At 66.3% G+C, this 26,323-nt stretch carries 29 protein-coding genes and 1 tRNA gene; 14 read left to right on the top strand and 16 right to left on the bottom strand.

Annotated features, from left to right (window positions below; all coding sequences use genetic code 11):
• Position 1 precedes the first annotated feature (1 nt).
• Genes HBE63_RS23900 through HBE63_RS23890 form a run of 3 tightly spaced genes read left to right on the top strand, consistent with a single transcriptional unit; the run spans position 2 to position 2,045 of the window.
• On the top strand, positions 2 to 682 hold the full coding sequence (locus HBE63_RS23900) for an ABC transporter permease (protein WP_166906961.1): 681 nt from the start codon (positions 2 to 4) through the stop codon (positions 680 to 682).
• Complete coding sequence (locus tag HBE63_RS23895) at positions 679 to 1,461, top strand: ABC transporter permease (protein WP_166906960.1); 783 nt, start codon at positions 679 to 681, stop codon at positions 1,459 to 1,461. Before HBE63_RS23900 ends, HBE63_RS23895 begins: the two co-directional genes overlap by 4 nt.
• Positions 1,458 to 2,045 (top strand): putative glycolipid-binding domain-containing protein, encoded by a 588-nt coding sequence (locus HBE63_RS23890; RefSeq protein ID WP_166906959.1) that lies wholly within the window; start codon positions 1,458 to 1,460, stop codon positions 2,043 to 2,045. The genes HBE63_RS23895 and HBE63_RS23890 overlap by 4 nt, the downstream gene beginning before the upstream one ends.
• Here the strand turns inward: HBE63_RS23890 and HBE63_RS23885 are convergent.
• Positions 2,008 to 2,952 (bottom strand): prephenate dehydrogenase, encoded by a 945-nt coding sequence (locus HBE63_RS23885; RefSeq protein WP_166910127.1) that lies wholly within the window; start codon positions 2,950 to 2,952, stop codon positions 2,008 to 2,010. The two genes, HBE63_RS23890 and HBE63_RS23885, sit on opposite strands and share 38 nt — an antisense overlap.
• Positions 2,953 to 3,050: 98 nt before the next feature.
• Here HBE63_RS23885 and HBE63_RS23880 point away from each other — a divergent pair, with 98 nt between their 5' ends.
• From HBE63_RS23880 to HBE63_RS23870, 3 genes are all read left to right on the top strand, one after another.
• Positions 3,051 to 3,557: a tRNA adenosine deaminase-associated protein gene (locus tag HBE63_RS23880; RefSeq protein WP_166906958.1), complete on the top strand. Its 507-nt coding sequence runs from the start codon at positions 3,051 to 3,053 to the stop codon at positions 3,555 to 3,557.
• On the top strand, positions 3,554 to 4,006 hold the full coding sequence (locus tag HBE63_RS23875; RefSeq protein WP_166906957.1) for a nucleoside deaminase: 453 nt from the start codon (positions 3,554 to 3,556) through the stop codon (positions 4,004 to 4,006). The genes HBE63_RS23880 and HBE63_RS23875 overlap by 4 nt, the downstream gene beginning before the upstream one ends.
• Positions 4,007 to 4,076: 70 nt before the next feature.
• Positions 4,077 to 4,167 (top strand) — tRNA-Ser (locus HBE63_RS23870).
• A 50-nt stretch (positions 4,168 to 4,217) separates the two neighbouring features.
• On the opposite strand, the gene HBE63_RS23865 is transcribed toward HBE63_RS23870, so the two are convergent.
• Positions 4,218 to 5,081, bottom strand: a complete 864-nt coding sequence (locus tag HBE63_RS23865; protein WP_166906956.1) for an SAM-dependent methyltransferase — start codon at positions 5,079 to 5,081, stop codon at positions 4,218 to 4,220.
• 106 nt (positions 5,082 to 5,187) lie between these two features.
• Here HBE63_RS23865 and HBE63_RS23860 point away from each other — a divergent pair, with 106 nt between their 5' ends.
• The gene (locus HBE63_RS23860; RefSeq protein ID WP_166906955.1) at positions 5,188 to 5,745 is read left to right on the top strand and encodes a TetR/AcrR family transcriptional regulator; all 558 of its coding nucleotides are present in this window, start codon (positions 5,188 to 5,190) and stop codon (positions 5,743 to 5,745) included.
• Between the two features lie 242 nt (positions 5,746 to 5,987).
• Here the strand turns inward: HBE63_RS23860 and HBE63_RS23855 are convergent, their stop codons facing one another.
• From HBE63_RS23855 to HBE63_RS23835, 5 genes are read right to left on the bottom strand one after another with little or no spacing between them, the layout of a single operon-like run.
• On the bottom strand, positions 5,988 to 7,403 hold the full coding sequence (locus HBE63_RS23855) for a Dyp-type peroxidase (protein WP_166906954.1): 1,416 nt from the start codon (positions 7,401 to 7,403) through the stop codon (positions 5,988 to 5,990).
• Complete coding sequence (locus tag HBE63_RS23850) at positions 7,388 to 8,749, bottom strand: hypothetical protein (protein WP_166906953.1); 1,362 nt, start codon at positions 8,747 to 8,749, stop codon at positions 7,388 to 7,390. The genes HBE63_RS23855 and HBE63_RS23850 overlap by 16 nt, the downstream gene beginning before the upstream one ends.
• A 5-nt stretch (positions 8,750 to 8,754) precedes the next feature.
• Positions 8,755 to 9,225 (bottom strand): hypothetical protein, encoded by a 471-nt coding sequence (locus HBE63_RS23845; protein WP_208301196.1) that lies wholly within the window; start codon positions 9,223 to 9,225, stop codon positions 8,755 to 8,757.
• A complete protein-coding gene (locus tag HBE63_RS23840; RefSeq protein WP_166906952.1) occupies positions 9,225 to 11,015 on the bottom strand; it encodes a peroxidase family protein in 1,791 nt (596 codons plus the stop codon). The genes HBE63_RS23845 and HBE63_RS23840 overlap by 1 nt, the downstream gene beginning before the upstream one ends.
• Positions 10,975 to 11,385 (bottom strand): hypothetical protein, encoded by a 411-nt coding sequence (locus HBE63_RS23835; RefSeq protein WP_166906951.1) that lies wholly within the window; start codon positions 11,383 to 11,385, stop codon positions 10,975 to 10,977. The genes HBE63_RS23840 and HBE63_RS23835 overlap by 41 nt, the downstream gene beginning before the upstream one ends.
• 122 nt (positions 11,386 to 11,507) lie before the next feature.
• On the opposite strand from HBE63_RS23835, the gene HBE63_RS23830 reads away from it, so the two are divergent.
• The 4 genes from HBE63_RS23830 (at position 11,508) to HBE63_RS23815 (ending at position 17,215) form a co-directional block, all read left to right on the top strand.
• Positions 11,508 to 12,863 carry a wax ester/triacylglycerol synthase family O-acyltransferase gene (locus HBE63_RS23830; RefSeq protein WP_166906950.1) on the top strand — a complete coding sequence of 452 codons (1,356 nt, stop codon included), beginning with the start codon at positions 11,508 to 11,510 and terminating at the stop codon, positions 12,861 to 12,863.
• Between the two features lie 88 nt (positions 12,864 to 12,951).
• Positions 12,952 to 15,171: a propanediol/glycerol family dehydratase large subunit gene (locus HBE63_RS23825; protein ID WP_166910123.1), complete on the top strand. Its 2,220-nt coding sequence runs from the start codon at positions 12,952 to 12,954 to the stop codon at positions 15,169 to 15,171.
• A complete protein-coding gene (locus HBE63_RS23820) occupies positions 15,168 to 15,512 on the top strand; it encodes a diol dehydratase small subunit (protein ID WP_166906949.1) in 345 nt (114 codons plus the stop codon). Before HBE63_RS23825 ends, HBE63_RS23820 begins: the two co-directional genes overlap by 4 nt.
• The gene (locus HBE63_RS23815; protein WP_166906948.1) at positions 15,509 to 17,215 is read left to right on the top strand and encodes a diol dehydratase reactivase ATPase-like domain-containing protein; all 1,707 of its coding nucleotides are present in this window, start codon (positions 15,509 to 15,511) and stop codon (positions 17,213 to 17,215) included. The genes HBE63_RS23820 and HBE63_RS23815 overlap by 4 nt, the downstream gene beginning before the upstream one ends.
• Before the next feature lie 53 nt (positions 17,216 to 17,268).
• Here the strand turns inward: HBE63_RS23815 and HBE63_RS23810 are convergent, their stop codons facing one another.
• From HBE63_RS23810 to HBE63_RS23790, 5 genes are all read right to left on the bottom strand, one after another.
• Positions 17,269 to 17,670 (bottom strand): hypothetical protein, encoded by a 402-nt coding sequence (locus tag HBE63_RS23810; RefSeq protein WP_166906947.1) that lies wholly within the window; start codon positions 17,668 to 17,670, stop codon positions 17,269 to 17,271.
• Positions 17,671 to 17,710: 40 nt separating this feature from the next.
• Positions 17,711 to 17,944, bottom strand: a complete 234-nt coding sequence (locus HBE63_RS23805) for a hypothetical protein (protein ID WP_166906946.1) — start codon at positions 17,942 to 17,944, stop codon at positions 17,711 to 17,713.
• A 72-nt stretch (positions 17,945 to 18,016) separates the two neighbouring features.
• Positions 18,017 to 18,196, bottom strand: coding sequence for a DUF6131 family protein (locus tag HBE63_RS23800; RefSeq protein ID WP_166906945.1), 180 nt, complete (start codon positions 18,194 to 18,196; stop codon positions 18,017 to 18,019).
• Positions 18,197 to 18,260: 64 nt separating this feature from the next.
• Positions 18,261 to 18,434 (bottom strand): CsbD family protein, encoded by a 174-nt coding sequence (locus HBE63_RS23795; RefSeq protein WP_166906944.1) that lies wholly within the window; start codon positions 18,432 to 18,434, stop codon positions 18,261 to 18,263.
• Positions 18,421 to 18,912, bottom strand: coding sequence for a hypothetical protein (locus HBE63_RS23790; protein WP_166906943.1), 492 nt, complete (start codon positions 18,910 to 18,912; stop codon positions 18,421 to 18,423). Before HBE63_RS23790 ends, HBE63_RS23795 begins: the two co-directional genes overlap by 14 nt.
• Before the next feature lie 204 nt (positions 18,913 to 19,116).
• On the opposite strand from HBE63_RS23790, the gene HBE63_RS23785 reads away from it, so the two are divergent.
• Positions 19,117 to 19,878: a TetR/AcrR family transcriptional regulator gene (locus HBE63_RS23785; RefSeq protein ID WP_166906942.1), complete on the top strand. Its 762-nt coding sequence runs from the start codon at positions 19,117 to 19,119 to the stop codon at positions 19,876 to 19,878.
• A gap of 30 nt (positions 19,879 to 19,908) precedes the next feature.
• The gene (locus tag HBE63_RS23780) at positions 19,909 to 21,060 is read left to right on the top strand and encodes an acyl-CoA desaturase (RefSeq protein WP_166906941.1); all 1,152 of its coding nucleotides are present in this window, start codon (positions 19,909 to 19,911) and stop codon (positions 21,058 to 21,060) included.
• On the opposite strand, the gene HBE63_RS23775 is transcribed toward HBE63_RS23780, so the two are convergent.
• The 3 genes from HBE63_RS23775 to HBE63_RS23765 form a co-directional block, all read right to left on the bottom strand.
• On the bottom strand, positions 21,050 to 22,822 hold the full coding sequence (locus tag HBE63_RS23775; RefSeq protein ID WP_166906940.1) for a penicillin-binding transpeptidase domain-containing protein: 1,773 nt from the start codon (positions 22,820 to 22,822) through the stop codon (positions 21,050 to 21,052). The genes HBE63_RS23780 and HBE63_RS23775 overlap by 11 nt on opposite strands.
• 22 nt (positions 22,823 to 22,844) lie before the next feature.
• Positions 22,845 to 24,182 carry a PE-PPE domain-containing protein gene (locus HBE63_RS23770; protein ID WP_166906939.1) on the bottom strand — a complete coding sequence of 446 codons (1,338 nt, stop codon included), beginning with the start codon at positions 24,180 to 24,182 and terminating at the stop codon, positions 22,845 to 22,847.
• A gap of 107 nt (positions 24,183 to 24,289) precedes the next feature.
• Positions 24,290 to 24,790 carry a lipoprotein LpqH gene (locus HBE63_RS23765; protein WP_166906938.1) on the bottom strand — a complete coding sequence of 167 codons (501 nt, stop codon included), beginning with the start codon at positions 24,788 to 24,790 and terminating at the stop codon, positions 24,290 to 24,292.
• Positions 24,791 to 24,928: 138 nt separating this feature from the next.
• On the opposite strand from HBE63_RS23765, the gene HBE63_RS23760 reads away from it, so the two are divergent.
• Positions 24,929 to 25,837, top strand: coding sequence for a haloalkane dehalogenase (locus tag HBE63_RS23760; protein ID WP_166906937.1), 909 nt, complete (start codon positions 24,929 to 24,931; stop codon positions 25,835 to 25,837).
• Here the strand turns inward: HBE63_RS23760 and HBE63_RS23755 are convergent.
• Entirely contained in the window at positions 25,824 to 26,261 is a 438-nt protein-coding gene (locus HBE63_RS23755) for a lipoprotein LpqH (RefSeq protein WP_243858250.1), read from the bottom strand. The two genes, HBE63_RS23760 and HBE63_RS23755, sit on opposite strands and share 14 nt — an antisense overlap.
• Positions 26,262 to 26,323: the final 62 nt, after the last annotated feature.

Raw genomic sequence — 26,323 nt, 5'->3', positions numbered from 1 at the left:
CATGCGGTATCTGCTGAACCACCTCGACGACCTGTGGGTGCTGACTGTCGTGCACCTGCGGTTGTCGCTGGTGCCGATCGTGCTCGGGCTGCTGATCGCCGTCCCGCTGGGTGCCGCGGTTCAGCGCACCACCTCGCTGCGGCGCCTGACCACCCTGACCGCGAGCATCATCTTCACCATCCCGTCGCTGGCGCTGTTCGTGGTGCTGCCGCTGGTCATCCCGACCCGCATCCTGGACGAGGCCAATGTCATTGTGGCGCTGACGCTTTACACCACGGCCCTGTTGGTGCGGGCGGTGCCCGAGGCGCTCGATGCGGTGCCCGAGCACGTGCGTGACGCGGCGACGGCGATCGGATACCGGCCGCTGGTGCGGATGCTCAAGGTGGAACTTCCGCTGGCCATCCCGGTGTTGGTGGCCGGCCTGCGGGTCGTCGCGGTCACCAACATCTCGATGGTGTCGGTGGGTTCGGTGATCGGTATCGGTGGCCTGGGCACCTGGTTCACCGAGGGTTATCAGTCCAACAAGAGCGACCAGATCATCGCTGGGATCATCGCAATCTTCGTGCTCGCTGTCGTCATCGACACCCTGATCATGTTGGCCGGCAGGGCCATCACGCCCTGGAATCGCACGCCGCGGGTGTCCCGCATGCCCCGGGCACATCGCATCAAGGCGGCCGCATGAATTTCCTGCAGCAGGCACTGGACTTCATCTTCACCGCCGCGAACTGGGCCGGGCCCGCCGGCCTGACCGCCCGCATCGTCGAGCACCTGCAGTACACCATCATCGCGGTGGTGGCCTCCGCGGTGATCGCGATCCCGATCGGACTGCTGATCGGGCATACCGGGCGAGGCACCTTTCTCGTCGTCACCGGGGTCAACGCGTTGCGTGCCCTGCCCACGCTCGGCGTGCTGCTGCTCGGGGTGCTGTTGTGGGGGCTGGGTCTGGTGCCGCCGACGGTCGCCCTCATGCTGCTGGGCATCCCGCCACTGTTGGCCGGGACCTACGCCGGAATTGCGAACGTGGATCGTGCCGTGGTGGACGCGGCCCGGTCGATGGGCATGACCGAACGGCGGGTGCTGTTCGGGGTTGAGGTGCCCAACGCGCTGCCGTTGATCGTGGGCGGCCTGCGCACCGCGACGCTGCAGATCGTGGCGACGGCGACGGTGGCCGCCTACGCGAGCCTCGGTGGGCTGGGCCGGTATCTGATCGACGGCATCAAGGTGCGCCAGTTTCACATCGCGTTGGTGGGTGCGCTCATGGTCACGGCGTTGGCCCTGATCCTCGACGCCGCGCTGGCGTTCGCGGTGTGGTTATCGGTGCCCGGGAGTGGCCGCTTGGGAGGTCGGCGTCGGATTCCGCAGCCGTTGCTCGGTGACGAGGTGGCGCTCGAGTCACGCTCGGCGGGGAGTTCTGGACTCGGCTACGAAGGCCGAGTCTCGTCGCATACGGTAGACGGGTGAGTGACCAGAAGGACCTTGCCTGGCCAGCGGTGTTGACGTGGCGGGCGCACGACGAACCCCGGATGGAGTCTGCTCGGGTTCAGCTGTCGGGCAACCGGATCAAGGCCTACGGCCGGATCGTGGCCGCCAGCACCGAGTCCCACCCGGCCTTCTCGGCCTCCTATGACCTGGTCACCGACGAGACCGGCGCCACCAAGCGGCTGTCGCTCACCGTCACACTGGCCGAACGGGAACGCCAGCTCTCCATCGCCCGCGATGAGGAGAACATGTGGCTGGTGCAGGATCACGCTCAGACCAAACGCTCGGACTTCGGCGGCGCACTCGATGTCGACCTCGTGTTCAGCCCGTTCTTCAACGCGCTGCCGATCCGCCGGACCGGCCTGCATCAGCGCGCCGAGTCGGTGACCCTGCCCGTCGTCTACGTGCGGTTGCCGGACCTGTCGGTGGAGACCGCGAACATCAGCTACAGCAGTACCGGGCCCGGCGCTGCCGTCAAGCTGCGCTCGCCCGTCGCCGACACCACCATCACGGTGGATTCCGACGGCTTCATCCTTGATTACCCAGGACTGGCAGAGCGGATCTGATCACCCCGCCGGCCCGTCCGGCAGCCGCGAGCTCGGCCCGCCAGTTGTCGGTGCCCACCACCGTGGTGATGATCTCGGGGCGGCCGAAGCTGTCGTAGCGCATCCGCGCGGCATGGCCGGTGTCGACCAGTTCGGCCACCGACCCGGTGGCCGCCAGTGTGTTCTTGGCACGGGTCAGCAGCTCGATGCCGTGCTCGAGTGCGGGCAGCAGTTGCTCGGCGTTGGCCTCACACATGGCCCGCACCAGGTCCGGTGCGGTGGCCGCCACCCGGGTGCCGTCGCGGAACGATCCGGCCGCCAGGGCGAACGCCAGCGGCACCTCGCCGGCGATCACGGCCAGGGTTTCGGCGAACAGGTGCGGCAGGTGCGAGATCGTGGCGGCAGCCGCGTCGTGCTCATCGGAGCGGGCCGGAACCACGACGGCATGGCAGTCCAGTGCCAGTTGAGCCACCTGAGACCAGATGCGGGCGTCGACGTGGTCGTCCACGCTGACCACCCACGCGGCGCCGGTGAACAGGGCGGCGTCCCCGGCCGACCAGCCGGAGTGTGCGGTCCCGGCCATCGGATGCCCGCCGACGAAGTTTTCCAACAGACCGACTCGCGCCACTTCGGTGAGCACCGCGCCCTTGACACTGGTCACGTCGGTCAACGGGCACAGCGGTGCGGTGTTGCGGATGTGGTCGAGCATCTGCGGCAGAGCCGGCATCGGCACCGCCAGCACGATCAGCGCGTTGCGGTCGGCGGCTCGGCGCAGCGCCTCGTCGAGGTTCTCCGTGGCATCGAACCCGTCGAACTTGGCGGCCGCGACGGCCTCCAGCGACCGGTTGTAGCCGAAGACCTCACGGCCGGCCCCGGCGGCGGCACGCATCAGCGAGCCACCGATCAGGCCGAGGCCCACCACGCACACCGGTGTGTTCGTCACGGTTCAAGATTGGCATACCGACCGCGCCGGGGCCGAGGGTGATCCCTGTCAAAATTGCTGGTCGGCGACTACCGTAGGCGGGCATGGAGGCACAGCGTGCAGCGGCAGACCTGCCCGATGGTTTCGGGGTGGCCGTTGTCCGGGAGGACGGCAAGTGGCGGTGCGCCCCCATGCGGTCGTCCTCGTTGAAGAGTTTGACCGCGGCCGAGACCGAGCTTCGTGAGCTGCGCAGTGCCGGGGCGGTCTTCGGGCTGCTCGATGTGGACGACGAATTTTTCGTGATCGTGCGGCCCGCGCCGGCGGGAACCCGGTTGCTGCTGTCGGACGCCACTGCGGCGCTGGACTACGACATCGCCGCCGAGGCGCTGGAGAATCTGGACGCTGACCTCGAAGAAGAGGACCTTGAGGACGCGGACCCGTTCGAGGAGGGCGACCTGTCGGTGCTGTCCGACATCGGACTACACGAGGACGTGCTCGGCGTGATCCTGTCGGAGACCGATCTGTACGCCGACGAGCAGATCGGGCGCATCGCCCGCGAGATGGGCTTCGCCGACGAGCTGTCGGCGGTGCTCGACCGGCTCGGTCGGTGACTTCTGACGAAGCCCTGATCCGCGCCGCGCTGGAGGCTGCCCGGACGGCTGGTCCGCGTGACGTGCCCATCGGCGCGGTGGTGTTCGCCGCCGACGGCACCGAACTGGCCCGGGCCGCCAATGTCCGCGAGGCCACCGGGGATCCCGCCGGGCATGCCGAGATCGTCGCGATGCGCGAGGCCGCCCGGGTGCTCGGGGACGGGTGGCGGCTGGAAGGTGCGACGCTGGCCGTGACGGTCGAGCCGTGCACGATGTGCGCGGGTGCGCTGGTGCTGGCCCGGGTGGCGCGGGTGGTGTTCGGGGCGTGGGAACCCAAGACCGGGGCGGTCGGCTCGCTGTGGGATGTGGTCCGCGATCGCCGGCTCAATCACCGACCCGAGGTCGTCGGCGGGGTCCTGGCCGACGAGTGCGCGGGCTTGCTCGAGGAGTTCTTCGCCGCCCAGCGGTGAGCGTGTGCGTTGCGGCACCCGCGCCGATCGCGATTAGGGCCTGCGGCGCTCGCCCGGTAAGCTGCCACACGGTGGCGTGTCCGAGCGGCCTAAGGAGCACGCCTCGAAAGCGTGTGACGGGTAACCCCCGTCCGAGGGTTCAAATCCCTCCGCCACCGCCATAAAAGCCCGCTTCCTGCAATCGCAGGTAGCGGGCCTTTTTGCACCGCACCTAGGCCTCCAAACGCGTGGCCGTGACGGTTCCGCTGCCGGTCTCTGCGCCGATGGTGCGGGGATAGCTCGCGGCAAGTTCGGCGAAGCTGGTGAAAGACGTTGACCATCCCAGGGTTTCGATCCATTGCCGGGCGTCGTCACCGAGCCCGCGGTCGACGTTGGACATGCTCCGATACAGGTCCGCGGCACCGGTCACCGATTTCAGGGTGGTGCTGAAGCTCTGGCTGCCCATCGTGGGATATCCGTACCGACTGCCGGGCGCGGACAGCCGCGTGATCGACTCGACCCCGGCGCGAGCCGCAGCCGTCGGCAGTGTCATCAGTGCGTGGTCGACCCAGTGCGTGGGGATCGCGGGATCAAACCCGTTGGCCACCAGCGCGTCCGGCCAGTCGCCGGCGGCGAGGTCGGCTTCGATGACGTGACGTTCGCACGTCGCGACGGCGTCGCGCAGGAGTGGTTCCTTGAATGCGAACAGCTGGGGCAGGTCGATCTCGAAAAGGTTGACGGGTCCAGGCCAGGTCAGCCGAAACGCGTGGGTGTCCAGCCCGGCACCGATCAACGCGATCTGCGGGCGCCCGGCCGCTGCGGCTTCGGTGAGGGCGTCGTCGACGATGCGGACGCCGATCGTGCGGGTTTCGTACATCACTTCGGCCAACTGCATCACCGTTGCCCAGGTGTTGGCGGCGCCCTCGGGTGCGGTGGGGTCGAGGTAAGCCTCCTGTGCTGCTGCGACGAAGCGGGCGGCGTACGGATCGGCGTAGAGCCGGTCATCTCGTGCGGTTTCTCGGGCCCGGATGACGGCGACCCCGACGGCGGTGAGCGGCGGCCCGGTCAGGGTTGTGGTCAGCTGTGATCTGTTCATTGATCCCCCCGATGTGGCGTATTCATTACTTGACGGCCGGTAAGTAATGGTGTGACCCACGCTAAGCTCATCCCTTGCCGTGCGTCAAGTAATGGAAGGGGTGTCGATGGCAGGGCGACGGACCGATACCCGCGACAAGATCCGTGCCGTGGCGCTCGAACTGTTCTCCGTCCATGGCTACGACCAGACCTCGATCAGGCAGATCGCCGAGCGCCTCGGGATCACAAAAGCCGCTGTCTACTACCACTTCCCGGCAAAAGAAGACATCGTGGCGAGTCTCGCCGACGACCTACGCACCGGTGTGGACGAGATCCTGCGCTGGGCCGCCGGTCAGCCGCCGGGCAAGGACACCGGACGCGAGGTGCTGCGACGGTACGGCACTGTCCTCCACGGCACCGGTCGGGCCATGACGCGGTTCATGCACGAGAACTATGCGGCGTTCAACCGGCTGGGGGTAGGAGCTGACCTGCGCTACCAGTTCCGCACCGTGGCCGACGCCATGACCGCGCCCGACCACGATCCGGTTGCGGTCTATCACGCCCGGCAGGCGCTGTTGACCATCTCGTGGAGCGTGGCCATGATGGGCGATCTGCCGCTCACCGATGAGCAGTGCAACGAGACCGCCATCGCGATCGCCACAGACATCTACCAGCGCAGCCGCTAGGTCCGCGGCTCGGGCGACAACCGCAGCACCGGGATGGTGCGCGGCCCACCCGAGCACCAAGAGACCGGCGACGTTGAGCGCGTTGACCACCGTCGCGAGCCGGAAGAACACCCCGAGCTGACCCACGAGGTAGGCGATGTTGGCGTGCCCGCCGGTCGCGAACAGTTTGATCCCTCCGTGCAGGATGAGCCCGCCGCCGAGGAACAGCCGCAGAGGCAGCGGAGCCCACTCCCGCCAGGCGCTCATGGCAGCGCTGCGAGGTAGCGCGTGGCGGCCACACCGGGCATGAAGAAGTAGGCGCCGCCGACGGTGTGGACGAAGCGGGGCAGCCCGGTGACGCGTCGGCGAATCGGTTCCTGCTGGACCGTGAAAGTCCCGTTCCCGGTTCCGTTTCCATTGCCGCGGGCGCCGGTGATCGGATCGTCCTCGGCGTACCCGCCGTCGAACTTGGTGCTGTTGACCCAGGTGTGCTGGATGAACTCGAACTGCCGCCCGAGTTGGGTGTTGAAACAGATGAAATGCAGACCGCGCTCGATGCCGTCGTCAGCTGCGCCGATCATGTCGGCGGCGTCCATCGACGGCGCCAACGGCGGCCCGTAGGCCCTGCCGCGACGGATGATTCGGTGACGCTTGCCCACGTCGATAGACCGGTCGGATCCGGGAACGGGATCGAGCGCATCACGCGGATTGGACCGCCGCAGGTGTGAGCCAATCGGGCATTTCAGGCCGTCGGGATCCTCGGAGCGGAAGTACATGAAGTCGTTGTCGTCGGCGAGTGCAGGATCGTCGATGGTCGGTGCTTTCACCAGCGGTGCACCGCTGGGCCATCGGCCCACCATCTTGGCCGCCAGCCCGACACAGGCCGGCACGCGGTCGAGCACATCGCCGGACCGCTCGGCCAGGCTGTTCCAGAACGCCGCCACGTCCTGTTTGAGTTGGCGGAAGACGAGGTAGCTGCCGTCCTTGCCGAGGTCGCGCAGTGCCGGTGCATCGGCCGCCGCGGGCAACAGTCCCCGAGTGTCGGCGGTCGGGTCCACCAGCGGCCGGTCGGTGTACTGCCCGTAGGCGTTCGGATAGCCGAGCACGAACTCGCCCGCCGCCACGGTGTTGCCCACCGGACCGCCCTCGTCGTAGCCGTCGATCAGCGGTTGCGAGATACCGTCACGAAAACCGAAGTGCTCCTTGCGTCCTGGCAGCGTCAGCGAATCGAGTCGCTGGACGATGTGCAGTCCGGAGCCGGGCAGGTCGTGACTGTTCTCCAGTTCGGCGACGGCGGCGGAGTCGTGCCCGTAGAGCAGTAGCAGCGCGTGAATGTCCTCGCCGTCCCAGCGCCAGCCCGACGGGCAGCTGTCACCGTGATCGCCGAGGATGCGGCGGCGATGCTCGGTGCCGGTCATACCTTCACGAAACTCGCCTGCCAGCATTGCCAGGTGTTCGGGTGGCAGCCCCAGCCGCGCCAGACCTGACGGCGTGAAGGCGATGTTGGTGCAGGTATCGGTACCTTCGGGCCGGATTGTGCTGTCGCGCAACTCCAAGCCTGACAGCCATCGCTTGGCCGCCGCGACGTCGTCGATCGTCAGCAGTAGGAACGCCGCGTCGTCCAGTGCGCCGTAGCCATGCAGGATCACGCCCTGGATGTCGTCTAGTTGGAGAGCCATAGCCGGTCCCAGGGGATGCTGTCCAGTTTGCGGGCCGCCCAGTTGGATTCGGGAAGATCGTTGCCGGAACCGAATCGGCGCAGCCAACGCCGCGTCTGGGCTTCGTCCATCTTGGTCGAGAGGCCCCGCCGGATGGCTTCGTTGTTGGCGATGTTCTTGGTGGTCAGGTGCGGGTAGGCGCTGTACCAGACATTGCTCGGGGCTTGACGGGTAGGCAGCAGCTTCTTGTACGCCTTCTCGTCGGTGATGCCGCCGAAGAACAGGAATCGTGTGCGCGGGAAACCGTCGCCATTGCTGAAGATGGCGTTGAGCCCCCAGAACGCCTTGTCGATGAAGTCGTTCATGTAGCTCTCCAGGCTGCCGTCGTAGTTGCTGGAGAAGAACAGGCCGCGGCCCTCGTTCATCCGCACCCATCGGGCGAAATGAATTGTGTTGAGCCCCGACAGGGTTCCGCGGTTGTAGATGTGGCGGGTCGCGTAGTCGGTGAGGAACAGGATCGCGGTCGTGGTCAGCCGGCGGAACGGCCCGGGTTTGAGGAATCCGATGGCCACGATCTGGTTGTGCACCCAGTAGTCCTCGTCGTCGCGATAGGCCCGAACCACCTCGGGTGCGGCCCCACGGGTGTCGGGGATATCGCGCTTCTCGTGGTGGCGCAGCGCAAGGACGAACAGTCCGAGCCCCAGCAGCACCAACGGGAAGAACAGCACCGTCATCACCGCCAGTGTGGCGATCCAGAAGTACTGGTGGAAAGCCTCTTTGGCCCGCCACGACAGGGACGGCCCCTCCGCCTGTTTCAGCGCCCAGGCCAGGTCGTCGCGGTCGCGCACGAAGTCGACGATCGCGCACTTGATCTTCCCGGTGTCGAGCGAACCCAAGTCGCCGGAGTCCAGGAACCGGTTGATCTCGCGCTGCAGCAGATCCTCCTGCCGGATCTGGCTGACCGAGCGACCTCTCCGGTTGATATGTGCCGCAGCGGCTTTCACTTGGTGTTCCTGCAGAAACGCCTGCCGCATAGGTGCCGAAGGCACGTCCGGATAGCCGACGCAGTGGGAGAACACCGCGTCGATCCCGTCGCCGCCGATCGTCGTGAGTTCGTCGAGATGTCCGCGCAGTGGGGCGTCGACGTCGGTCAACAACCCCAGCTGGGCGGGCACCGGGCGCCCGTCGAGATCCTGGGCCGGGTCGAAGAGTACGAGCCTGGCGAAGTGCAGACCACTCAACTGCTCGAACGGCAGCACGTCCCACCGCTCGACGTGGTCGGGGATGCGTCCGAGCAGGTCCCGTAGCGAGGCCAGCCGATCTGCGCTGACCTCGGCGAGCACCGTGAACGCTTCCTGGTGTGGCATCGCGATCACCCGGTCGAGCGAATGGTGAACCACCCGACGCGTTTCCGCCACAGCCATACGACCCCGAGGTAGAAGCCGGGACCGACCTGGCGGATCTCGTCGCGGACCATGCGGGCCAGGAACGACGTCTTTGAGTAGTCGATGAGCACGCAGTCACCGCTGTCTACCCAGCTCGATGCGATCGAGAGCCGGGCCTTGACAAGCCGCAGACCAAACGGGGTGACTTTGTTGCGCAGCACCCCCTCGCGACGGTCGAGCACCTTGCCCTGCCAGATGATCACGCGGACCAGCAGGGCAAGTGGCTTGGCCAGCCAGGTCCCGGGCCAGGCCAGCAGCGTGCCCCGGGTGTCCCCGTCGGGGATGGGCCCGGCCTCCGACTGCCGGAACAGCAGGTCCAACGCGCTGTTGGGGTAGCCGAGCAACAGCGACTCGTCGAGCGCTGCCCCTCGGCTCAGCTCCGGCTCGGGGCGCGTCATCATCGTTCCTGACTCAGGCGCGGCCACGGTGCGAATGCGTTGCGCTGTTCGCGCAGCACCGGTTCGAGCTCGGGATAGTGCCGGATGAGCACCGAGCACATGTCGTTGTCGGCGATCCAGGCGATGCCCTCCGGTGTGTAGACCCGCGGCGTGAAGTCGACCGTGAAGAACCGGTCACTCTTGAGCCGTCGGGTCGCCATCAGGACGAAGATGCGGAACGCCGTGTCGCTGAACCCGAAACCCTTCGGGAGTTTCTCGCCTAACATGCCGACCATGGCGTCGACCTTCTCGATGTCACCGCCGTAGATCTTGTTCATCTTGAGGGCAGTGTCGCGGTCCCCGCCGCTGATCTCATCGAACGATGTCGCCGGATTCAACCGCAGCTGGCGGCGGAACTCGTTGTAGCGCGGCACTCCCCGCTCGCGGGAGCGGATGATGTCGGTCGAGATCATGTCGATGACGTGGCCGTCGGTGCGGTCGAAGCGGCGCATGAAGTTGGGACTGTTGTGCAGGGTGACCGCGCCGGGGTGTGCGACGCCCAGCGAGTAGATGCAGTTCGAGAGCCCCACGCTCTTGAGCACGCCGCGCGAGTTGGCGCCGCCGTGGATGCTGTCGAACGAAAGCTGCTGCGGCTCGGCATTTCCGGCGAGGTTGAGGAACTCGTAGTCGTCGGGCACCAGTGGGTGCATGCGATAGACGGTGACGAAGTCCTCGGTGATGGAGTACGGCGCGGTGTGGTGATCGGTGGCCGATCCGACGACGCCGCTGATCGCCTCGCTGGGGCTGATCCGTCCGAACAGCTGCTTGACGCGTTCGCCGGCGAGCCCGAACCAGTTGGCCCGCATACCGATCTGCAGCGTCGGGTGGCCGAGGATCGCCGGGGTCCACTCGATGGTGTGGATCTTGGCGATCAGTGCGGCGTTGATCATGCGCGCCTTGTTGAAGATCTGGTCGCCGGTCCAGGTCGGGTAGGCGGCCTTCAGCCGGTCGCAGATGGCGTTGTGTTCCCGCAGGAAGATCGTGCCCATGAGCTCCAGGCCGAGCCACCAGCCGTCGGCACCTCCGGAGGCGCCGAGCATCGACGGATCCAGGTCGATGAAACCGTCGGCGTCGATGCGTACCTTGCCGTCGTCCGTGTTCTGCGTACGGATCGCGTCCTGGAACAGCTGGTTGCTGCCATAGATCTGCGACGCATCCCACCAATGGGTCTCCGTGTTGAGGAAGGTCGTCTCGCCGGGTGTTGGGTTCGGGTCGGCTGGCGTGGACGGAATCCGGATGGTGGTCTCGTCCCAGTCGTCGCCCTCGGGCACCGGGATCTCGATCATCCGGCTGGGGTCGGTGTCGTGGCTGAACCAGTCGCGGGTCTCGAACTGCAGCCAGGCCGCCGCCAGGATGTTGAGCGTGGCGGCCGGCTTGAACGTGTCGCGGCGCAACAACTCGTTGCTGATGGTGCGCGGGTTGGGGTCCATCAGGTGCGGTGGCGTCTCGGCCTGCCCCTTGTCGAGCGGAACGTTGCGGCCGAACCGGGTCTTGGCCATACCCATCGAAGGGGCGGACAGGTCGTTGTAGGAGCCGTCGACCGTCCGGACGGTGAGGTATTCGGCCGGGGTGTGGCTCGGCGCCGCCGGGGGGTTGCCCCGGTACGTGTCGTAGAGGTTGTGTTCGCGCAGTGCGTCGCGAACCCCCAACAGGACGCTGAGTCCGAGCCAGGGTGGGAGTTTGTCCCACCCGATCCGGCGGTCGACGACCTCAGTGGCTTTGAGGAACCACCTCGTGAGCAGTGACGGCATCCTGGCCTCCTTTCCATGCGGTGACGGCAAGTGTGGTGTTGATCGCGGAGATGACGACGGCCATCAGGCCCTGTTTGCGGGGCAGGTCACCGCGGGCGGCGGTGACGGTGGCAGAGACGGTGTCGGCCGCGTGGATGAGCACCGCGAGTTTTTCGGCCCGACGCAGTTCGGCTCCACGGAGCAGCAACAGATCAAGGCCGATGAGAACGGTGCGGATGCCGAACATCCGGAAGGGATAGGCGCCGGACCGATCCTGAGCCGTGTCGACGCCGAGGCGGCCCAGCAGCTTTTCGGGGGCGAGCAATCCCATCGCGCCGTTGAGGATTCGGATCACTGCCAAGGTTTTGCGCGCTGCCGTTGGGATCAGCATCCTGACACCTCCATTCGACGAGTCGGCTGTGGTTAGATCGTGCGGCTTGTTCAGGGCGGGCGAACGCGTAGTCGGCTACCTGTTTTCGCACGGCCTCGTGCGGATCCGCGTTGAATGTGTCCATGGAGCTGATGTCGCCAACCGATTCGATGTTTCTGATCGCCGAGACACGGGAGCACCCGTTCCACGTCGGCGGCCTCGCGCTCTACGAGCCTCCGGCAGGTGTGGGCCTGGAATTCATGCGTGAGTTCCACGAGGAGTTGCTCAGCCACACCGACATCGAACCGGTATTCCGCAAACGCCCGGCCACGGTCCTGGGTGGCTTCGCCAACATCGGCTGGACCTTCGACAACGACGTGGACCTCGACTATCACGTGCGCCGCTCGGCGCTGCCGTCCCCGGGTCGGGTGCGGGATCTACTGGAGCTGACGTCACGGCTGCACGGCAGTCTGCTCGACCGGCATCGTCCGCTGTGGGAGGCACACCTGATCGAGGGGCTGGCGGACGGTCGGTTCGCGGTCTACACAAAGATGCACCATTCGCTGATCGACGGGGTCTCGGCACTAAAGTTGTTGATGCGCACGCTGTCGGAAGATCCCGATGACATCGACGTGCGGGTGCCGTGGGCGATGCCGCGCAAGAAGCGGGCGCACCAGAGTTCGTCGCTGCTACGAACCGCCTCCGATGCGGTCGGCGCGGTCGCGGGGCTGGCGCCGTCGACTCTGCGGCTGGCCCGCTCGGCGCTGCTGGAACAACAACTGACGCTGCCGTTCGCGGCTCCCAAGACCATGTTCAACGTGAAGATCGGTGGCGCCCGCCGCGTCGCGGCGCAGTCCTGGCCGCTGGAGCGGTTCAAGCGGATTTCGCGGGCGGCCGGATTCACGATCAACGATGTGGTGCTGGCGGTGTGTGCCGGCGCCTTGCGCGCCTATCTGTTGGAACAGGACGCGCTGCCGGATCGGCCGCTGATCGCGATGGTGCCGGTGAGCCTGCGCGCCGAGCACGAGGCCGACTCAGGAGGCAATCTGGTCGGCTCCGTGCTGTGCAATCTGGGTACCGATCTGGAGGATCCGGCCGATCGGCTCAACGCGGTCGCTGAGTCGATGCGGGGCAACAAGAAGGTGTTCTCCGACCTGCCGCGGGTGCAGGCTCTGGCCCTGTCGGCGATGATGATCGCGCCGCTCGGCCTGGCTGCTGTGCCCGGTTTCGTCGGGGCCACCTCGCCGCCATTCAATCTGGTCATCTCCAACGTGCCCGGGCCACGACATCCGTTGTACTGGAAGGGAGCTCGGCTGGACGGCAACTACCCGTTGTCGATCGCGCTGGACGGGCAGGCGATGAACATCACCTTGGCCAACAACGCCGACAACCTGGATTTCGGGCTGGTCGGCTGCCGGCGCAGTGTGCCGCATCTGCAGCGGATGCTCAGCCATCTGGAGGACTCGCTCAAGGCACTGGAGGTCGCGTCCGGCGCCTGACACCAAAAGGAGTAATGGGTAGACCAAATAGCGTTCGTCACGCAAAATGGTCGGCGTGACGGACGACGGCGGTGCCTACCTGGGCAGGATGCGGATTCTCGACGGGAAGCCGGTGAACCTCGACGGGTTCAGCGTGACCAATCCGGATCTGGGGCTGGTCGCGATGCGCAGCCCGCACGATCCGGAACCGTCGCTGGTGTTGCGCGACGGTCGGGTCGTCGAGATGGACGGCAAGGTCGCCGCCGACTTCGATGTGATCGACGAGTTCATCGCCCACTACGGCCTGGATCTCGACGTCGCGGCCGAGGCCATGGCGTGCTCCGATGTCGAACTGGCCCGCAAGACGGTGGATCCCAACGTGCCCCGGGCCGAGGTGGTCCGGCTCATCGGCGGTACGACGCCGGCTAAACTCGCGCACGTCATCGCGGTACTGACGCCGGTCGAGATACAGATGGCGATGGCCAAGATGCGGGCCCGGCGCACCCCGAGCAATCAGGCTCACGTCACCAACCAGCTGGACGATCCGATGCTGATCGCCGCCGACGCCGCCAGCGCGGTGGCCTACGGGTTCCGCGAGGTCGAGACGACGGTGCCGGTGCTCGGGGATGCGGCCTCGAATGCCGTTGCGCTGCTGATCGGTTCGCAGGTGGGAACACCGGGCGCGATGGCGCAGTGCGCGATCGAGGAGGCGCTGGAACTACGCCTCGGTATGCGCGGATTGACCAGCTACGCCGAGACCATTTCCATCTACGGCACCGAGCAGGTGTTCGTCGACGGCGACGACACCCCGTTCTCCAAGGCGATCCTGACGAGCGCTTACGCGTCGCGCGGCCTCAAGATGCGGGTCACCAGCGGCGGCGGGGCCGAGGTGCTGATGGGTGCGGCCGAGAAGTGCTCCATCCTCTACCTGGAATCGCGCTGCGTGTCGCTGGCCCGGGCGCTGGGATCCCAGGGCGTGCAGAACGGCGGCATCGACGGGGTCGGTGTAGTGGCCTCGGTGCCCGAGGGCATGAAGGAGCTGCTCGCCGAGAACCTTATGGTGATGATGCGGGATCTGGAGTCGTGTGCGGGCAACGACAACCTGATCTCCGAATCCGATATTCGCCGCAGCGCGCACACTCTGCCCGTGTTGCTGGCCGGCGCTGATTTCATCTTCTCCGGGTTCGGGTCGATCCCGCGCTACGACAATGCGTTCGCGCTGTCCAACTTCAACTCCGACGACATGGATGATTTCCTTGTGCTGCAACGGGATTGGGGGGCGGACGGCGGTTTGCGCACGGTGTCGGCCGAACACCTGGCCGCAGTACGCCGAAGGGCGGCGACGGCCGTGCAGGCGGTGTACCGCGACCTGGGGCTGGCGGACTTCGACGACGGCCACATCGAGGAGGTGGTGATCGCCAACGGGTCGCGCGATCTGCCGCCGGGGGATCCAAAGGCCGTCGCGGAAGCGGCCAGTGCCATCGAGGCCAAGCAGCTCACGGTGTTCGACGTGGTGGCCTCCCTGAAGCGCACCGGCTACGACGAGGAGGCCGAGGCCATCATGCGGCTGACATCCGAACGTCTGCGCGGCGACCAGTTGCAGACCTCGGCGATCTTCGACGAGCAGTTCCGGGTGCTGTCCAAGATCACCGATCCGAACGATTACAGCGGGCCCGGAACGGGTTACACCCTGACCGAGGCGCGCCGGGCCGAGATCGACAACATCCGCCAGCAGCGCAGCGGCACCGAGCTCACCGCCGACCAGGCCGAGCATGCCGGCCACATCAGCGTCACCGACCTCGAACCTGCCCGGCAGGGCAACGATCCGCGCGAGGTGGTCATCGGGTTGTCACCCGCGCTGGGCCGCAGTGTGTGGCTGAGCCTGTGCGGCCTGCCGATCGGCGAGGTGATCCGTCAACTCTGCGCCGGCCTCGAAGAAGAGGGCTGTGTGCCACGGTTCGTGCGGGTGCGCTCGACCATCGATGTCGGGCTGATCGGTCTGACCGCCGCCAAGCTGTCCGGGTCGGGCATTGGAATCGGGTTGCAGGGCAAGGGGACCGCGCTCATCCACCGTCGGGACCTGGCGCCGCTGGCGAACCTCGAGCTGTTTAGTGTGGCACCTCTGCTGACCGCCAGGAATTACCGGGAACTGGGCCGCAATGCCGCCCGTCACGCCAAGGGCATGGCGCCGGTGCCGATCCTCACCGGCGGTACCGACGAATCAATCTCGGCGCGCTACCACGCCCGCGCGGTGGCGCTGGTCGCGTTGGAGCGGGAGGCCAGCGAGCCGGGCCAGGCGCCCGTCACGGTGGAGGTGAGGCGGAAATGACGGACAAGTTCGCCCGGACTTTTTCAGTGCAGGCCGCCGTCGACGGCAAGCTGGATCTGTCGGATCTGCGGATGGACCCGGCGGCGCTGGCGCACCAGGCCGTCGTCGCCGAGGAGAGCGGCAACCCCCAGCTGGCCGAGAACTTCCTGCGTGCAGCGGAATTGGCGGTCATCGACGATGAAGAGGTGATGGGCCTGTACGAGGCGCTGCGCCCGCACCGCTCCACCGCCGCCGAACTCGACGCGTTGCAGGCATCGCTGGAAACCCGCGGTGCCGCGCGCTGCGCGGAACTGGTGCGGCAGGCCGCCGCGGTCTATGCCCGGCGGGGTCTGTTGCGGTGAGGGTCATCGCCGGGATCGACATCGGCAATCACACCACCGAGATCGTCCTGGCCCGCGTGGATAACGGCGCGGTGCAACCGCTGAGCCACGGGCAAGCGCCGACCCGGGGCCGCAAGGGATCCCGGGATTCGCTGGACGGGGCGGCCGCGCTACTGCAGCGAATCGAGGTCGACGCCAAGGTTCGTGCCGATGAGCTCGTGCTCTCGGCGATCCGGCCGGTCGACACCGAAACCGCCCCGCTGGCCCCGGCGCCGTCGCCGCGCTCACCGGTGCGCAGCCTGCGCCGGCCCGATGCCAGTACCCCGGCCGGTACGGGTTACGCGGTGGGCCGGCACACGCCGCTGGGCGAACTGGCTTCTGAACCGCAACCCGGCCCGGTGATCGTCTCGGTGGACGGCGACACCGATTTCGAGGTCGCCGCAGAAGCGATTACCGACGCGGTGTCCCGGGGTTGGACCATCGCCGGGGTGCTGGCCGCCCAGGACGATGCGGTGTTGATCCGCAACCGGATTCCGCTCGACGTCCCGGTGGTCGACGAGGTGATCCTCGACGGATTGGCGACCGGAGCTCTCGTCGCGGTGGAGGTGGTGGCCGAGGGTCGCGCCTACCGGGCTCTGGCAGATCCGATCGCGCTGTGTGCGGCATTGGACCTCGGTCACGACCAGATTCACGATGTCGCCGAATTCACCAGGGAGCTCTCGGACTCCCCGGCTATCGCCGTGACGGCGCGGACCGAGCCGCCGGAACCACCGGCGGTGGACGACGACTACATCGAGTTCAGGATCAACGGTGGCCTGACCCGCTACTCCCCGGCGCAGGCCCACGCCATCCTGCGCCGCGAACCGCCGGGGAGCGTGGTGCGGATCCGGTTGCGCTCCATCTCGACTGTCGATCACGAGATCGCCGTCGACGACGCCTTTTTCACCGACCTCGCCGCCCTCGACAGCGGAACGTGGCTGCGCCGCGGCGTAGCCGACGCCCGGGGCACCGTTGTGGCGCTGCTGGCCGCCGATCATGTGGAGGACGCCGCGACGACGCTTGCCGAGCTGACCGGGCGTCCAGCCCGCACGATCACGACCGAGCCGGAGGCCGCCGCGCGGGGTGCCCGCACCACGCCGGGCCTTCCGCCGGATTCGGTGGTGTGCGATATCGGCGGTGGCACCATCGATCTGATCGGTGTCGATCGCACGGTGACGGCCGCGGGTGCGGGGGAGACCATCACGGTGGCGGTGGCACGGATGCTCAACATCCCCCGGGCACTGGCCGAACGGGTCAAGCGCACTCCGGCGATCCGGGTCGAGGGACCGCACGTGGCGCACGAGGAGGACGGGCGGCGGCTGTTCCTCGACGCTCCGGCCCCGGCTGATGCGATCGGCAGGTTGTGCACCCGCGGCTCGGCCGGGTTGGTGCCGTTCTCGACCAAACTGGCTGCCGAGGAATGGCGCAGCCTACGTCTGGCGATCAAACAGGAGACCGTGGCAGCCAATATCGCTCGTTGCCTGGCTTCCTTCGAGAAACCCCCGAACGCGTTGGTGTTGGCCGGTGGCGGCGCTCTCGACGACGAGCTGCTGCGCACGGTCGGCGAATCCCTGCGCAGCATGGGAGTTGTGGTGGGGCGAGCCAACATCGACGGGGTGCACGGTCCGCGGTTTGCGGTGGCGTCAGGGCTGGTGCATATGTGTGCCACCGCTCCGCGGAGCTGAAGGGCGTCGTGAGCCTACGTGTGTGGGCCCGCTACAGGATTTGGTTGGAGATCTCAATGGTCCTGGTGTTCCTTGCGATCGGCGGTCCTGGGCGCTTCGGGTGTCTCCGAGGCGGGATCCATGGTGTCCGCGCGGTCCCACTGCTCGTTGAGCTCGTGACGGGAGGTCGCCGCCTCGCTGCGGTGGGTGGCGGCCTGCTGCTGCAGACCGGCGGCTTGGGCTGCTTTGACGTCGGACTCGGCCTGAGCAGCACGGGCCCGGGCGGCAGTTTCATCGGCCCGTGCTTCGCGCTGCCGGACTTCCCGCGTTTCGTCGTTGGCGGCCTCACGAATCTCTTCAGCTGCCACGTGGCGATGTTGGTTGCGTTTGTTGCGTGCCACCCACGCGAGTGCGGCGATCAGCAAAGCTGCCGCAAGTACGACGAGGATGATCAAAACGATACTGCTAGTAGCCATGTCGGCTCCTTTGGATTTGTCGAACGTGGAATTTCTGGCATCAGAGGCTTATCGATGCCCCTTGCGACGTAGGTGAGGCACTGGGTTGGGGCACATTGCATTTCTCCACTTTGGGATTGACACCCGCATAGTTGAGTGGCCCGGCGATCACGGTCAGCGCGATCGTCCCAGCGCTGGAACAGTTTTGGCTGGCGTTGGTGAAATAGCCTCGCTGGTAGGCCGCGACAGCGCCCACGACCAGCCAGATGACCACCAGTAGTCCTAAAAGTCGCATGAGGAATCTCCTTGGATACTGGGTGCGATCATGGCCGTCGAGTCGTGTCGTCGACGTTTGACTGAGAGCGGGTCAGTAGTAATGGCGGCGGCCGCCGATGGCGTGACCCGTTCGTCCCATCAGCATCATGAGCAGGCCGACGACCAGCAGGATGACCCCGATGACCAATACAACGTGGGCGAAAGCGAATGTGGGGACGAGGCTGGGGAGCAGCAGTCCCAGAACGATCATGATGATTCCGAGGACGATCATGGTGTTTACCTGATTTCGGTGTAGATGGATTTCGGTGTAGATGGTTTGGGCAGGGTTGCCCTGGTCAGTGTTTGAACGCGTCTTTCAACTTGGCCCCTGCCTGTTTGGTGTTGCCCGTGGCCTGGTCGGCGCGTCCCTCCATGCGCAGGCGCGTGTTGCCGGTGGCGCGTCCGAAGAACTTCTTCAGGCTGCCCTTGGAGGCTTCGGCCTTGTGGGCGATCTTTTTACCGATGCTCATTGCGGACTCCTTGGTTTTCGGTGTTCATGGCCCGCGAGCGCGGGCTGAAGGTATCGATTCGGGCTGTGGGCGTCGGTTGCCGACCGCGCGACCAACGGCTGAACAGGGAATCTCTCTCGGGGCCGGTGCTCACGGTCGGGCCCGAGGATGCGCCGTCCTGCTGGTGTTCGAGCCGCTGCTCGCGCTCCTGGTTCAGAAACGCCGCCTCGCGTTGAGATCTGGCGAGTGCATTCCGGGCGTCTCGCCCGCGTCCCGCGGTGCGCCGAGCACCTGCCAGCAGCACACTCAGGCCCAGCATCGCAGCCGCGCCGACCATGATCCCGAAGAGGAACAGCGTGCCGGTCGACCCGGTGACGTGATAGCCGAATACCGAGAAACCGTCGGTCAACGAATGAGCGGGTCCCGCATTGGCCAGTACTCCTGCGAACCCCACGGCCGCCGCGACAAACAGAACGGCCAATCCAACGATGACGATCATGGCGTCGCCTCAATCCGGTGCTAGAAGTCCAGTACACGCCCCTTTGGCCAGTATGTCAACGACGTACATCTACGCCATAGATCTAAGGTGTCGAGGTGTGCCCGACGCTGCCTGTTCCACCTGTGGAGTGTTGCGACATCTACGATGTATGTCTACGGTGAAGATATACATCAAAGATGCACTGGAAGGTGGTGCTCGACCCTCATGACCCAGCCGCCAACGGGACAGCCAGATTCTGGACATGCCGCCGAGGCGACCGACTCCACGGAGGCGGACGGCGACGGTAGGCCGATCACCCGCTCGGCAGTGCTGGCCAGTGCACTGGCCATCATCGACCGTGAGGGGGTCGACGCGCTGTCGATGCGGCGGCTCGGCGAGGCGGTCGGACGCGACCCGATGGCTTTATATCGGCATGTGCCGAACAAGGCCGCGGTTCTTGACGGGGTCGTCGAGTTGGTCTTCGAACAGCTTTCGCTGGACACCACCGCGCCGGAGTGGGCTATCGCATTGCGCAAGCTCGGCCACGACTTTCGCGATCTGGCGCGAGCACACCCCAACGTGGTGCCGTTGTTGGTCACCCGGCCGCTGGCGACACCACTCGGGATGCGGTCACCAGGAATCCTGCGACACCTCGAAGATGTCCTCGCCCTGCTCACAGGGGCTGGAGTCGCCGGTGGCGACGCACTACACGTCTACCGGGCGTTGTTCGGATTTCTGTACGGGCACGTGCTGACCGAACTGCAGGAAATCGTCGAACGCCCCGAGGAAACCGACCATGTGTTGCGGCTGGGGCTGCATCGTTTGCCGATCGGCGAATTCCCGCACCTGCGTGAGCTCGCGCCAACCTGGGCCGCCTACGACGGGCTGGCCGAACTCGACCGCGGACTCGACATTCTGCTCAGCGGACTGGCCAGCCGCCTCGACCTGCCCGGCGGCGCGCCCGCGCCTATACCCGGGTTCTCGTAACCAGCACCACCACGAACGGACGTGATCGCGATGGCAGTCACCGACGTAGCCGAATACGCCCACCTTTGCGAGGCCGATCTCAAGGCGCTCGGCCTCGAACTCGAGGCGATCCGTTGTGACATCGAGAATTCGCTTGGTGAATCAGACCGGCTGTACATCCACCGCGCCATCATGTTTCAGCGCGGTCTGGAGGTCACCGCGCGACTCGCGATCGCCGCCGGCAGAAGCAGGCCCGGCTGGGCGCTGGGAACCGCAGCGCTGGCCACCGCGAAAAGCATCGAGAACATGGAACTTGGTCACAACATCTGTCACGGTCAATGGGATTGGATGAACGATCCGGAAATCCACTCCAGCACCTGGGAGTGGGACATGGCCGGCGTCTCCTCACAGTGGCGGTACGCCCACAACTACCGTCACCACGTATTCACGAACGTCATCGGCGTGGACGACGATCTCGGATACGGCATCATGCGGGTCACCCGCGACCAGCAGTGGCAGCCCAGCAATCTATTGCAGCCGGTACGAAGCATCTTGCTGGCCATCATGTTCGAATGGGGCATCGCCCTGCAGGGGTGGGAGTCGCAGAAGAAGCACGCGGCGACTCGCGCCGAGAAAACCGTCCTCACCCGCGCCTTGGTCCGCAAAGTGGCGCGGCAGCTCGCCAAGGACTATTTGATCTTTCCCGCGCTGAGTCTTCGACGATGGCGCCGCACGCTCACCGCAAACGTGGCCGCCAACCTGCTCCGAAATGTGTGGTCCTACGTGGTGATCTGCTGCGGACACCTCGGCGAGGATACGCAGAAATTCGCACCCGCGGCACTGGACGATGAGTCCAAATCCGAATGGTATCTACGACAAATGCTTGGCACCGCGAACTTCCGTGCCGGGCGGGTGTTGGCGTTCCTCAGTGGAAACCTCTGCTACCAGATTGAGCACCACCTCTTTCCAGATCTCCCGAGCAACCGCTACGCGCAGATCGCTCCACAGGTTCGGGCCATATGCGCCCGCTTTGACCTGCCGTACACCACCGGTCCGCTCGCACGCCAGTACCTGCTCACCCTGAGAACGGTTTTCAAGCTCGCGCTCCCGGATCCGAACTGCGAGCCAGCTCGCCCGTCATCGGGGAGGCGGTGCAGACGATCAGCCAACTTGTCGGCGAGCACGGCCGGGGCTAGCGGGTAGCCCGCAGGAAGTCTCCCGAGATCTTCACCGCGGGCGTCGACGAGTCTCCGCCCACCACCAGAGTCGCGAACGCGATGTCCCCGGCAATCCCGGCGAACCACCCATGCGAGTGCGTGTTGTCGCCGAATTCCGCTGTACCTGTCTTGCCGCCGAGATCGGGGATGTCGCTCAATTGGCTTGCCGTGCCTTCGGTCACGGTCTTGCGCATCATGTCCCGCAGCGCCGCGGTGACGCCGGCCGGCAGTGTTTCGGAAGGGCTGTCGGCGGTCACTTTCTCGCCGTCGACCAGGCTGGGCAGGATGGTCGAGCCGTGCGCCAGGCTGGCCTCGGCGACCGCGAGACCGAATGGGCTGACGGTTACGGTGCCCTGGCCGATGCCGTTTTCCACCCGCTGGGCGGCGGTGTCGGCGTTGGGCACCCGACCGGTCACCGTGGTGAGCCCGGGAATGGCGAAGTCGACCCCGATGCCGAACGCGCGGGCCATCTTGGTCAGCGCATCGGCGGGCAGTTTGTCCGACAGCGCCGCCATGCTGGTGTTGCACGAATGGGAGAACGCTGACGCCAAGGGCACTGTCCCGAGGTCGAAGTCGTCGTCGTTGGGAATGGTGCGGTTCTCGATGGTCAACCGTCCCGGGCAGGCCACCGGGGTTTCCGGGGTGGCCAGGTTGGCTTCCAGTGCGGCCGCGGTGGTGATGGTCTTGAACGTCGACCCCGGCGGATACAGCCCCGAAAAGGCAATGGCACCTTGGGGATCCGCAGCGGAGTTCTGCGCGGCAGCCAAGATGCCCCCAGTCGTACCGGAGATCGCGACCAGCACCGCAGGCCGGGTCTCCTGGGCGACGGCCTGCTGGGCGAGCAGTTGCAGCCGCAGGTCCAGGGTGGTGTGCATCGGGTCGGTCGGTGCGGGTGGGGTCGAGGCCAACTTCTGAGCGGGCGCCCCGTTGTCGTCCACCAGATAGACCGACCATCCGGCGGCTTTGGTGATCCGGTCGTGCCACAACTGGGCCAGTCCGCCGATCGCCGGTGAGGACAGTTGGCGGTCAGTGGTCAGCAGCTCGCCCTGCTCGGCCACGGTGACGCCTGGAATCTGGGCCAGTTGGTCGCGTACCTGCGCGAGGTCGTCCTCGCGCAGTTTCATCACCGTCACACGATCGTCGGTGTTCGACGTGAATTGCGCGCCGATGGATTCCGCGGTGGTGCTGGCGTCGAAGGGGGTCAGCAGTGCGGCCAGCGGCGCGGCGGAATCGAGATGGGCGCGGTCCAGCGAGATCACGCCCACGGTCTGCCACGTCATCAACGGCTGGCCGGTCCGGTCGAGCACCGGGGTCTGCAGGTCGCTGTCGGTGCTGTATTGAAATCGCAAGCCGTCCCGCAGATCTCGGTGCAACAGCGTCGGCGCCCAGGTAATGAGCCAGTCGTCACCGGCCTTGGCCGCGGTGCCGGCGGTGTCGTAGCCGAAATCGTGACCTTCGCCCCAGGTCCACTGATACTTCAGGGTCGCGCCGGCCTGATCATCGGGTTCAGCGGTGACCTTGACCGAGGCGGCATCGCCCATGCCGTCGAACATCGAGGTGATTGCCGGCTCGGCGGCTGCGGGGTCTGAGGTCTGTGCGGCCGCTCCGTGGGCGTCCTTGCGTTGCAGGGCATCGGCGAAGGCGGCGAATCGGTCAGCCGGGTCCGGGGCCGACGAGCAACCCGCGAGCGGGAGGAACAGCGCGAGTAGCAGGAACCAGACGATGGCGCTGCGGTGCCGTCGAGTCATGCCCCCAGCATGACATCAGAGCCTAAGCGGCCTTGTCCGCGTCCGACGCGCGTTGCGGCTTGGCCCGGTGTTTGGGCTCCGACTGGGGCTTCTGCTTGAAACTGTCCCTGACGTTCTTCGCGACGTCCGAGACGGCGGTGTGTACGTCATCGCGCCGGTGCGGCGGGGTGCGCTTGACCGGCTTCTTCGGGGTCTCGGCCTCGTCATCGGTGTCGTTCTTGTTGATGGCCTTGGGGGCCATCTTCTTTGCCGCGACGCGGTCGGTGGGTGCCGGAGTCGTCGAAGGTGAAATAGAAGGCGGAGTCGTCGAAGGCAATCCGCCACTGAAGTTGTCCGCACCCTGTTGCAGGGCGTCGGGCAGCTGATTCAGGGTCTCGACAATCCGCTTCGGTGGCGTGATCAACGAGAACCGGATCGGTGTCGCGGGATCGGAGTAGTCGCGATCGGTGTAGCCCATGTCGACGGCGAGCTTGAGCGTCGGCTCGATCGCCCCGAGCACCGGCTCGGTGAATGCCGTGGTGTTGAGGGCGGTCGACACGTCGCGGATGGGCTGCAGCAAAGGCAGATGCTCGGTCTTGACCAGGATGTAGGTGTCATTTCCGCCACCCGGCGTGTTGACGGTCTTCACGATGACCGCGTCCGGATCGTTGAGATCGGTGGCGTCGGGTGTCGGGTCGCCGTGCAGATAGACGAACCCGGCCGCGGCGTTGGCCACAGCGAGCGGGTTGGCGTAGGCCGGGAAGTCGCCGACGGGGTCGTACTCGATGGTGATGAAGGTTTCGTCGTACGGCGACTGTTCGGCCGAGCCGGTGCTGGTGAATCCGAGCAGCCCGAGCGGTCCCAGATCCGGGAAGCGGGCGTAAATGCCCCCGTTGGGAACCGTGGGCGCCGCGATGTAGACGAACTTCAGCGTGTCGGCGTCGTGGCCACCCTGGCCGTCGAGTTCGCGCTTGTACTTCTCGGCGACGATGGTTCCCTCGGAGTAACTGACGATGTAGACCGTGCCGTCCGAGCCGACCTGCGTTCGAGCCTCCGCGACTTTGTCGATCAACGGTTGGCGGCCCTCGGCCACACTCGTATCGATCGGCAACGTGGCCGGATAGTTGACGCCGTAGAAGCGACCGTCGGCCGGTCCGGCGTACCCGCCGCTGTACGGCACGTAGTTGCGCTGGAACTTGTTCTGGATCCGGTCGCTGGTCGGATTGTTCGCCCCGCCCACTCCGATGACGGCATAGTTGCCCGGCAAGGTGGCCGCCAGCGCGTCGGCGACATGTCCGAAGGTGAGCACTGCCGTCAGGCTCGCGGTGGCACCGGCCACCACGGCAGCGGATGAACGCGCGCGCTTCCGGTGACTGGCCACGGTGCTCCTCAGGTCGTCCGACGTGAAAACGACTGAGAACAGAGCGTGGGCCCGGGATCAGTCCGGGCCCACACTATGCCAGATGTTTGCCAAAAGTGGCTCGATCGCTACGGGCAGGAGACCTCGAGCTCGAAAGGCTTGGTCACCGGGTTCATTCCGTCCATGCCTGTTGCGTCACCCTTGACCGTGTACTTGTTGCCATCCTTGGTGGCTTCGGCGCTGCCGCCGGGCATGCCTGGGGCGTAGGTGAGGCTGACACCGTCGATGTTGCCCAGTGCCACCGCGGTCACCGACGGCTGGTCGCCCTCGCCGAGAGTGGCGCTGACTCCGGACACGCCCTGCCCGACGGTCAGGGTGACATTGCCTGCGACCGTGGCGCACACGACCGTGCCCTCGACCTTGTGGTCCTTGCCGTCGATGCTGACCCGGGCGGTGCCCGAACCTGTTGTGGCCTTGGCATCGCCGGCCTCGACCGAAGCCGTGGCTGACGCCGATGCCGTCGCCTTCGTGTCGCTGGAGCTGTCTTTCTTGTCGCTCGACGAACAGCCGGACAGGCCGGCGATGACGATCGCGGCGCCGCCGACGGCTACCAGGAACTCACGCTTCACCACTGCTCTCCTCACGGTTGTGCAGCCCGTCGTCAGTGGCGGGCCGTCAGGCAGAAGTATTGGGGTTGATGCAGGTCGTGGGCATGCGATTGGGCGAATTGTTCGCAGCGGCCGCGGGGCGGTCGTAAGTTCAGCATCATGCAGACGTTGCGTACTCCAGACGACCGGTTCGGTAATCTGCCTGAGTTTGCTTATCTACCAGAGTATTCCGAGATCGATGACAACGACGGTGGCCGATTGCGGGTGGCCTGGGTGCAGGCCGGTCCGCCGGACGCCGACCCGGTGCTGTTGTTGCACGGGGAACCATCCTGGTCGTTTCTGTACCGCCGCATGATCCCGATCCTGGCCGCAGCGGGCCATCGCGTCGTCTGCCCCGACCTGGTCGGCTTCGGCAGGTCGGACAAACCCACGCGCGTCGAGGATCACACGTATGCCCGGCACGTCGAGTGGATGCGGACGCTGGCCTGCGACGTCCTGGACTTGCGGAGGGTGACCCTCGTCGGTCAGGACTGGGGTGGTCTGATCGGGCTGCGCCTGGCTGCCGAGAATCCCGACCGGTTCGCCAATATCGTCGTCGCCAACACGGGACTGCCCAGCGGCGACATTCCCATGCCGGAGATCTGGTGGCAGTTCCGCACGGCCATCCAGAATCTGCCGACGATCGACGTCGGCAGATTCGTGGCGGCCGGGTGCCGCCGCCCGGTCAGCGACGAGATCAGGGCGGCTTACGACGCCCCGTTCCCCGACGACACCTTTTGCGCGGGTCCGCGCGCGATGCCCGGTCTGGTTCCCACCACGCCCGACGACCCGGCTGCCACCGCCAACCGGTCAGCTTGGAAAACGTTGGCGGCCAGCGAAATCCCGATGCTGGTGGCGTTCAGCGACGGTGACCCGATCACCGGAGCCATGGCGTCCATCTTTCAGCGGGACATGCGCGGCGCACAGGGTATCGAGCATCCGGTGATCGCGAACGCCGGTCATTTTTTGCAGGAAGATGCCGGCGACGAACTCGCCGGGGCGATCGTGACCTTCCTCAGGGGCAGCTGACTGCGATGTCGAACGGCATGTCCACCGGTGCGCTGGGTTCGTTGGGATCGATGCCCATGCCGTTGCCGGTGATGGTGTAGCCCTTGCCGTCGCGCGCGGCCACGACCGGTGCGCCGGACAAGCCGGAGAGGTAGGTCAGCGAAGCTCCCTCGCCGTTCACATCGCCGATGTTCACCGACTGCACCACCGGTGCCTCCCCGTCGGTCAGCATCACAGAGGCCGGCATCTTGCCCTTGATGCCGATCGTGGTCAGTCCGTCCTTGGTCTCACAGCTGACGCTGGTGACCGGACCGGCGTCGTTAGGACCGAAGGTGACGCGGCCCTGGCCGGACTTCCCTGAAGAACCCGATTCCTGCGACGAGCATCCGGCGACTGCAGCCAGAAACACAGCAAATCCGGTGGCAATGACAATGGGGCGGCTCATGACCAAATTCACGTCCGCAGTATGGCTGCGTCCGCCCCCATGACGGAAATCGGACGCGCATC

Source organism: Mycobacterium sp. DL440 (assembly GCF_011745145.1).
GTDB lineage: Bacteria > Actinomycetota > Actinomycetes > Mycobacteriales > Mycobacteriaceae > Mycobacterium.
The sequence above is the reverse complement of the archived record's forward strand: the minus strand, read 5'-3'. Positions and strand labels throughout refer to the sequence as shown.

What these genes read in the sequence shown, in the direction of transcription:
- HBE63_RS23830 (WP_166906950.1), top strand. Translation starts at nt 11,508, where the DNA reads ATGGAGCTGATGTCGCCAACCGATTCGATGTTTCTGATCGCCGAGACA.
- HBE63_RS23820 (WP_166906949.1), top strand. Translation starts at nt 15,168, where the DNA reads ATGACGGACAAGTTCGCCCGGACTTTTTCAGTGCAGGCCGCCGTCGAC.
- HBE63_RS23760 (WP_166906937.1), top strand. Translation starts at nt 24,929, where the DNA reads ATGCAGACGTTGCGTACTCCAGACGACCGGTTCGGTAATCTGCCTGAG.
- HBE63_RS23845 (WP_208301196.1), bottom strand. Translation starts at nt 9,225, where the DNA reads ATGACGCGCCCCGAGCCGGAGCTGAGCCGAGGGGCAGCGCTCGACGAG.
- HBE63_RS23785 (WP_166906942.1), top strand. Translation starts at nt 19,117, where the DNA reads ATGACCCAGCCGCCAACGGGACAGCCAGATTCTGGACATGCCGCCGAG.
- HBE63_RS23780 (WP_166906941.1), top strand. Translation starts at nt 19,909, where the DNA reads ATGGCAGTCACCGACGTAGCCGAATACGCCCACCTTTGCGAGGCCGAT.
- HBE63_RS23755 (WP_243858250.1), bottom strand. Translation starts at nt 26,261, where the DNA reads ATGAGCCGCCCCATTGTCATTGCCACCGGATTTGCTGTGTTTCTGGCT.
- HBE63_RS23775 (WP_166906940.1), bottom strand. Translation starts at nt 22,822, where the DNA reads ATGACTCGACGGCACCGCAGCGCCATCGTCTGGTTCCTGCTACTCGCG.
- HBE63_RS23850 (WP_166906953.1), bottom strand. Translation starts at nt 8,749, where the DNA reads ATGCCACACCAGGAAGCGTTCACGGTGCTCGCCGAGGTCAGCGCAGAT.
- HBE63_RS23895 (WP_166906960.1), top strand. Translation starts at nt 679, where the DNA reads ATGAATTTCCTGCAGCAGGCACTGGACTTCATCTTCACCGCCGCGAAC.
- HBE63_RS23795 (WP_166906944.1), bottom strand. Translation starts at nt 18,434, where the DNA reads ATGAGCATCGGTAAAAAGATCGCCCACAAGGCCGAAGCCTCCAAGGGC.
- HBE63_RS23865 (WP_166906956.1), bottom strand. Translation starts at nt 5,081, where the DNA reads ATGAACAGATCACAGCTGACCACAACCCTGACCGGGCCGCCGCTCACC.
- HBE63_RS23860 (WP_166906955.1), top strand. Translation starts at nt 5,188, where the DNA reads ATGGCAGGGCGACGGACCGATACCCGCGACAAGATCCGTGCCGTGGCG.
- HBE63_RS23805 (WP_166906946.1), bottom strand. Translation starts at nt 17,944, where the DNA reads ATGCGACTTTTAGGACTACTGGTGGTCATCTGGCTGGTCGTGGGCGCT.
- HBE63_RS23810 (WP_166906947.1), bottom strand. Translation starts at nt 17,670, where the DNA reads ATGGCTACTAGCAGTATCGTTTTGATCATCCTCGTCGTACTTGCGGCA.
- HBE63_RS23900 (WP_166906961.1), top strand. Translation starts at nt 2, where the DNA reads ATGCGGTATCTGCTGAACCACCTCGACGACCTGTGGGTGCTGACTGTC.
- HBE63_RS23855 (WP_166906954.1), bottom strand. Translation starts at nt 7,403, where the DNA reads ATGGCTCTCCAACTAGACGACATCCAGGGCGTGATCCTGCATGGCTAC.
- HBE63_RS23880 (WP_166906958.1), top strand. Translation starts at nt 3,051, where the DNA reads ATGGAGGCACAGCGTGCAGCGGCAGACCTGCCCGATGGTTTCGGGGTG.
- HBE63_RS23835 (WP_166906951.1), bottom strand. Translation starts at nt 11,385, where the DNA reads ATGCTGATCCCAACGGCAGCGCGCAAAACCTTGGCAGTGATCCGAATC.
- HBE63_RS23825 (WP_166910123.1), top strand. Translation starts at nt 12,952, where the DNA reads ATGCGGATTCTCGACGGGAAGCCGGTGAACCTCGACGGGTTCAGCGTG.
- HBE63_RS23840 (WP_166906952.1), bottom strand. Translation starts at nt 11,015, where the DNA reads ATGCCGTCACTGCTCACGAGGTGGTTCCTCAAAGCCACTGAGGTCGTC.
- HBE63_RS23790 (WP_166906943.1), bottom strand. Translation starts at nt 18,912, where the DNA reads ATGATCGTCATCGTTGGATTGGCCGTTCTGTTTGTCGCGGCGGCCGTG.
- HBE63_RS23800 (WP_166906945.1), bottom strand. Translation starts at nt 18,196, where the DNA reads ATGATCGTCCTCGGAATCATCATGATCGTTCTGGGACTGCTGCTCCCC.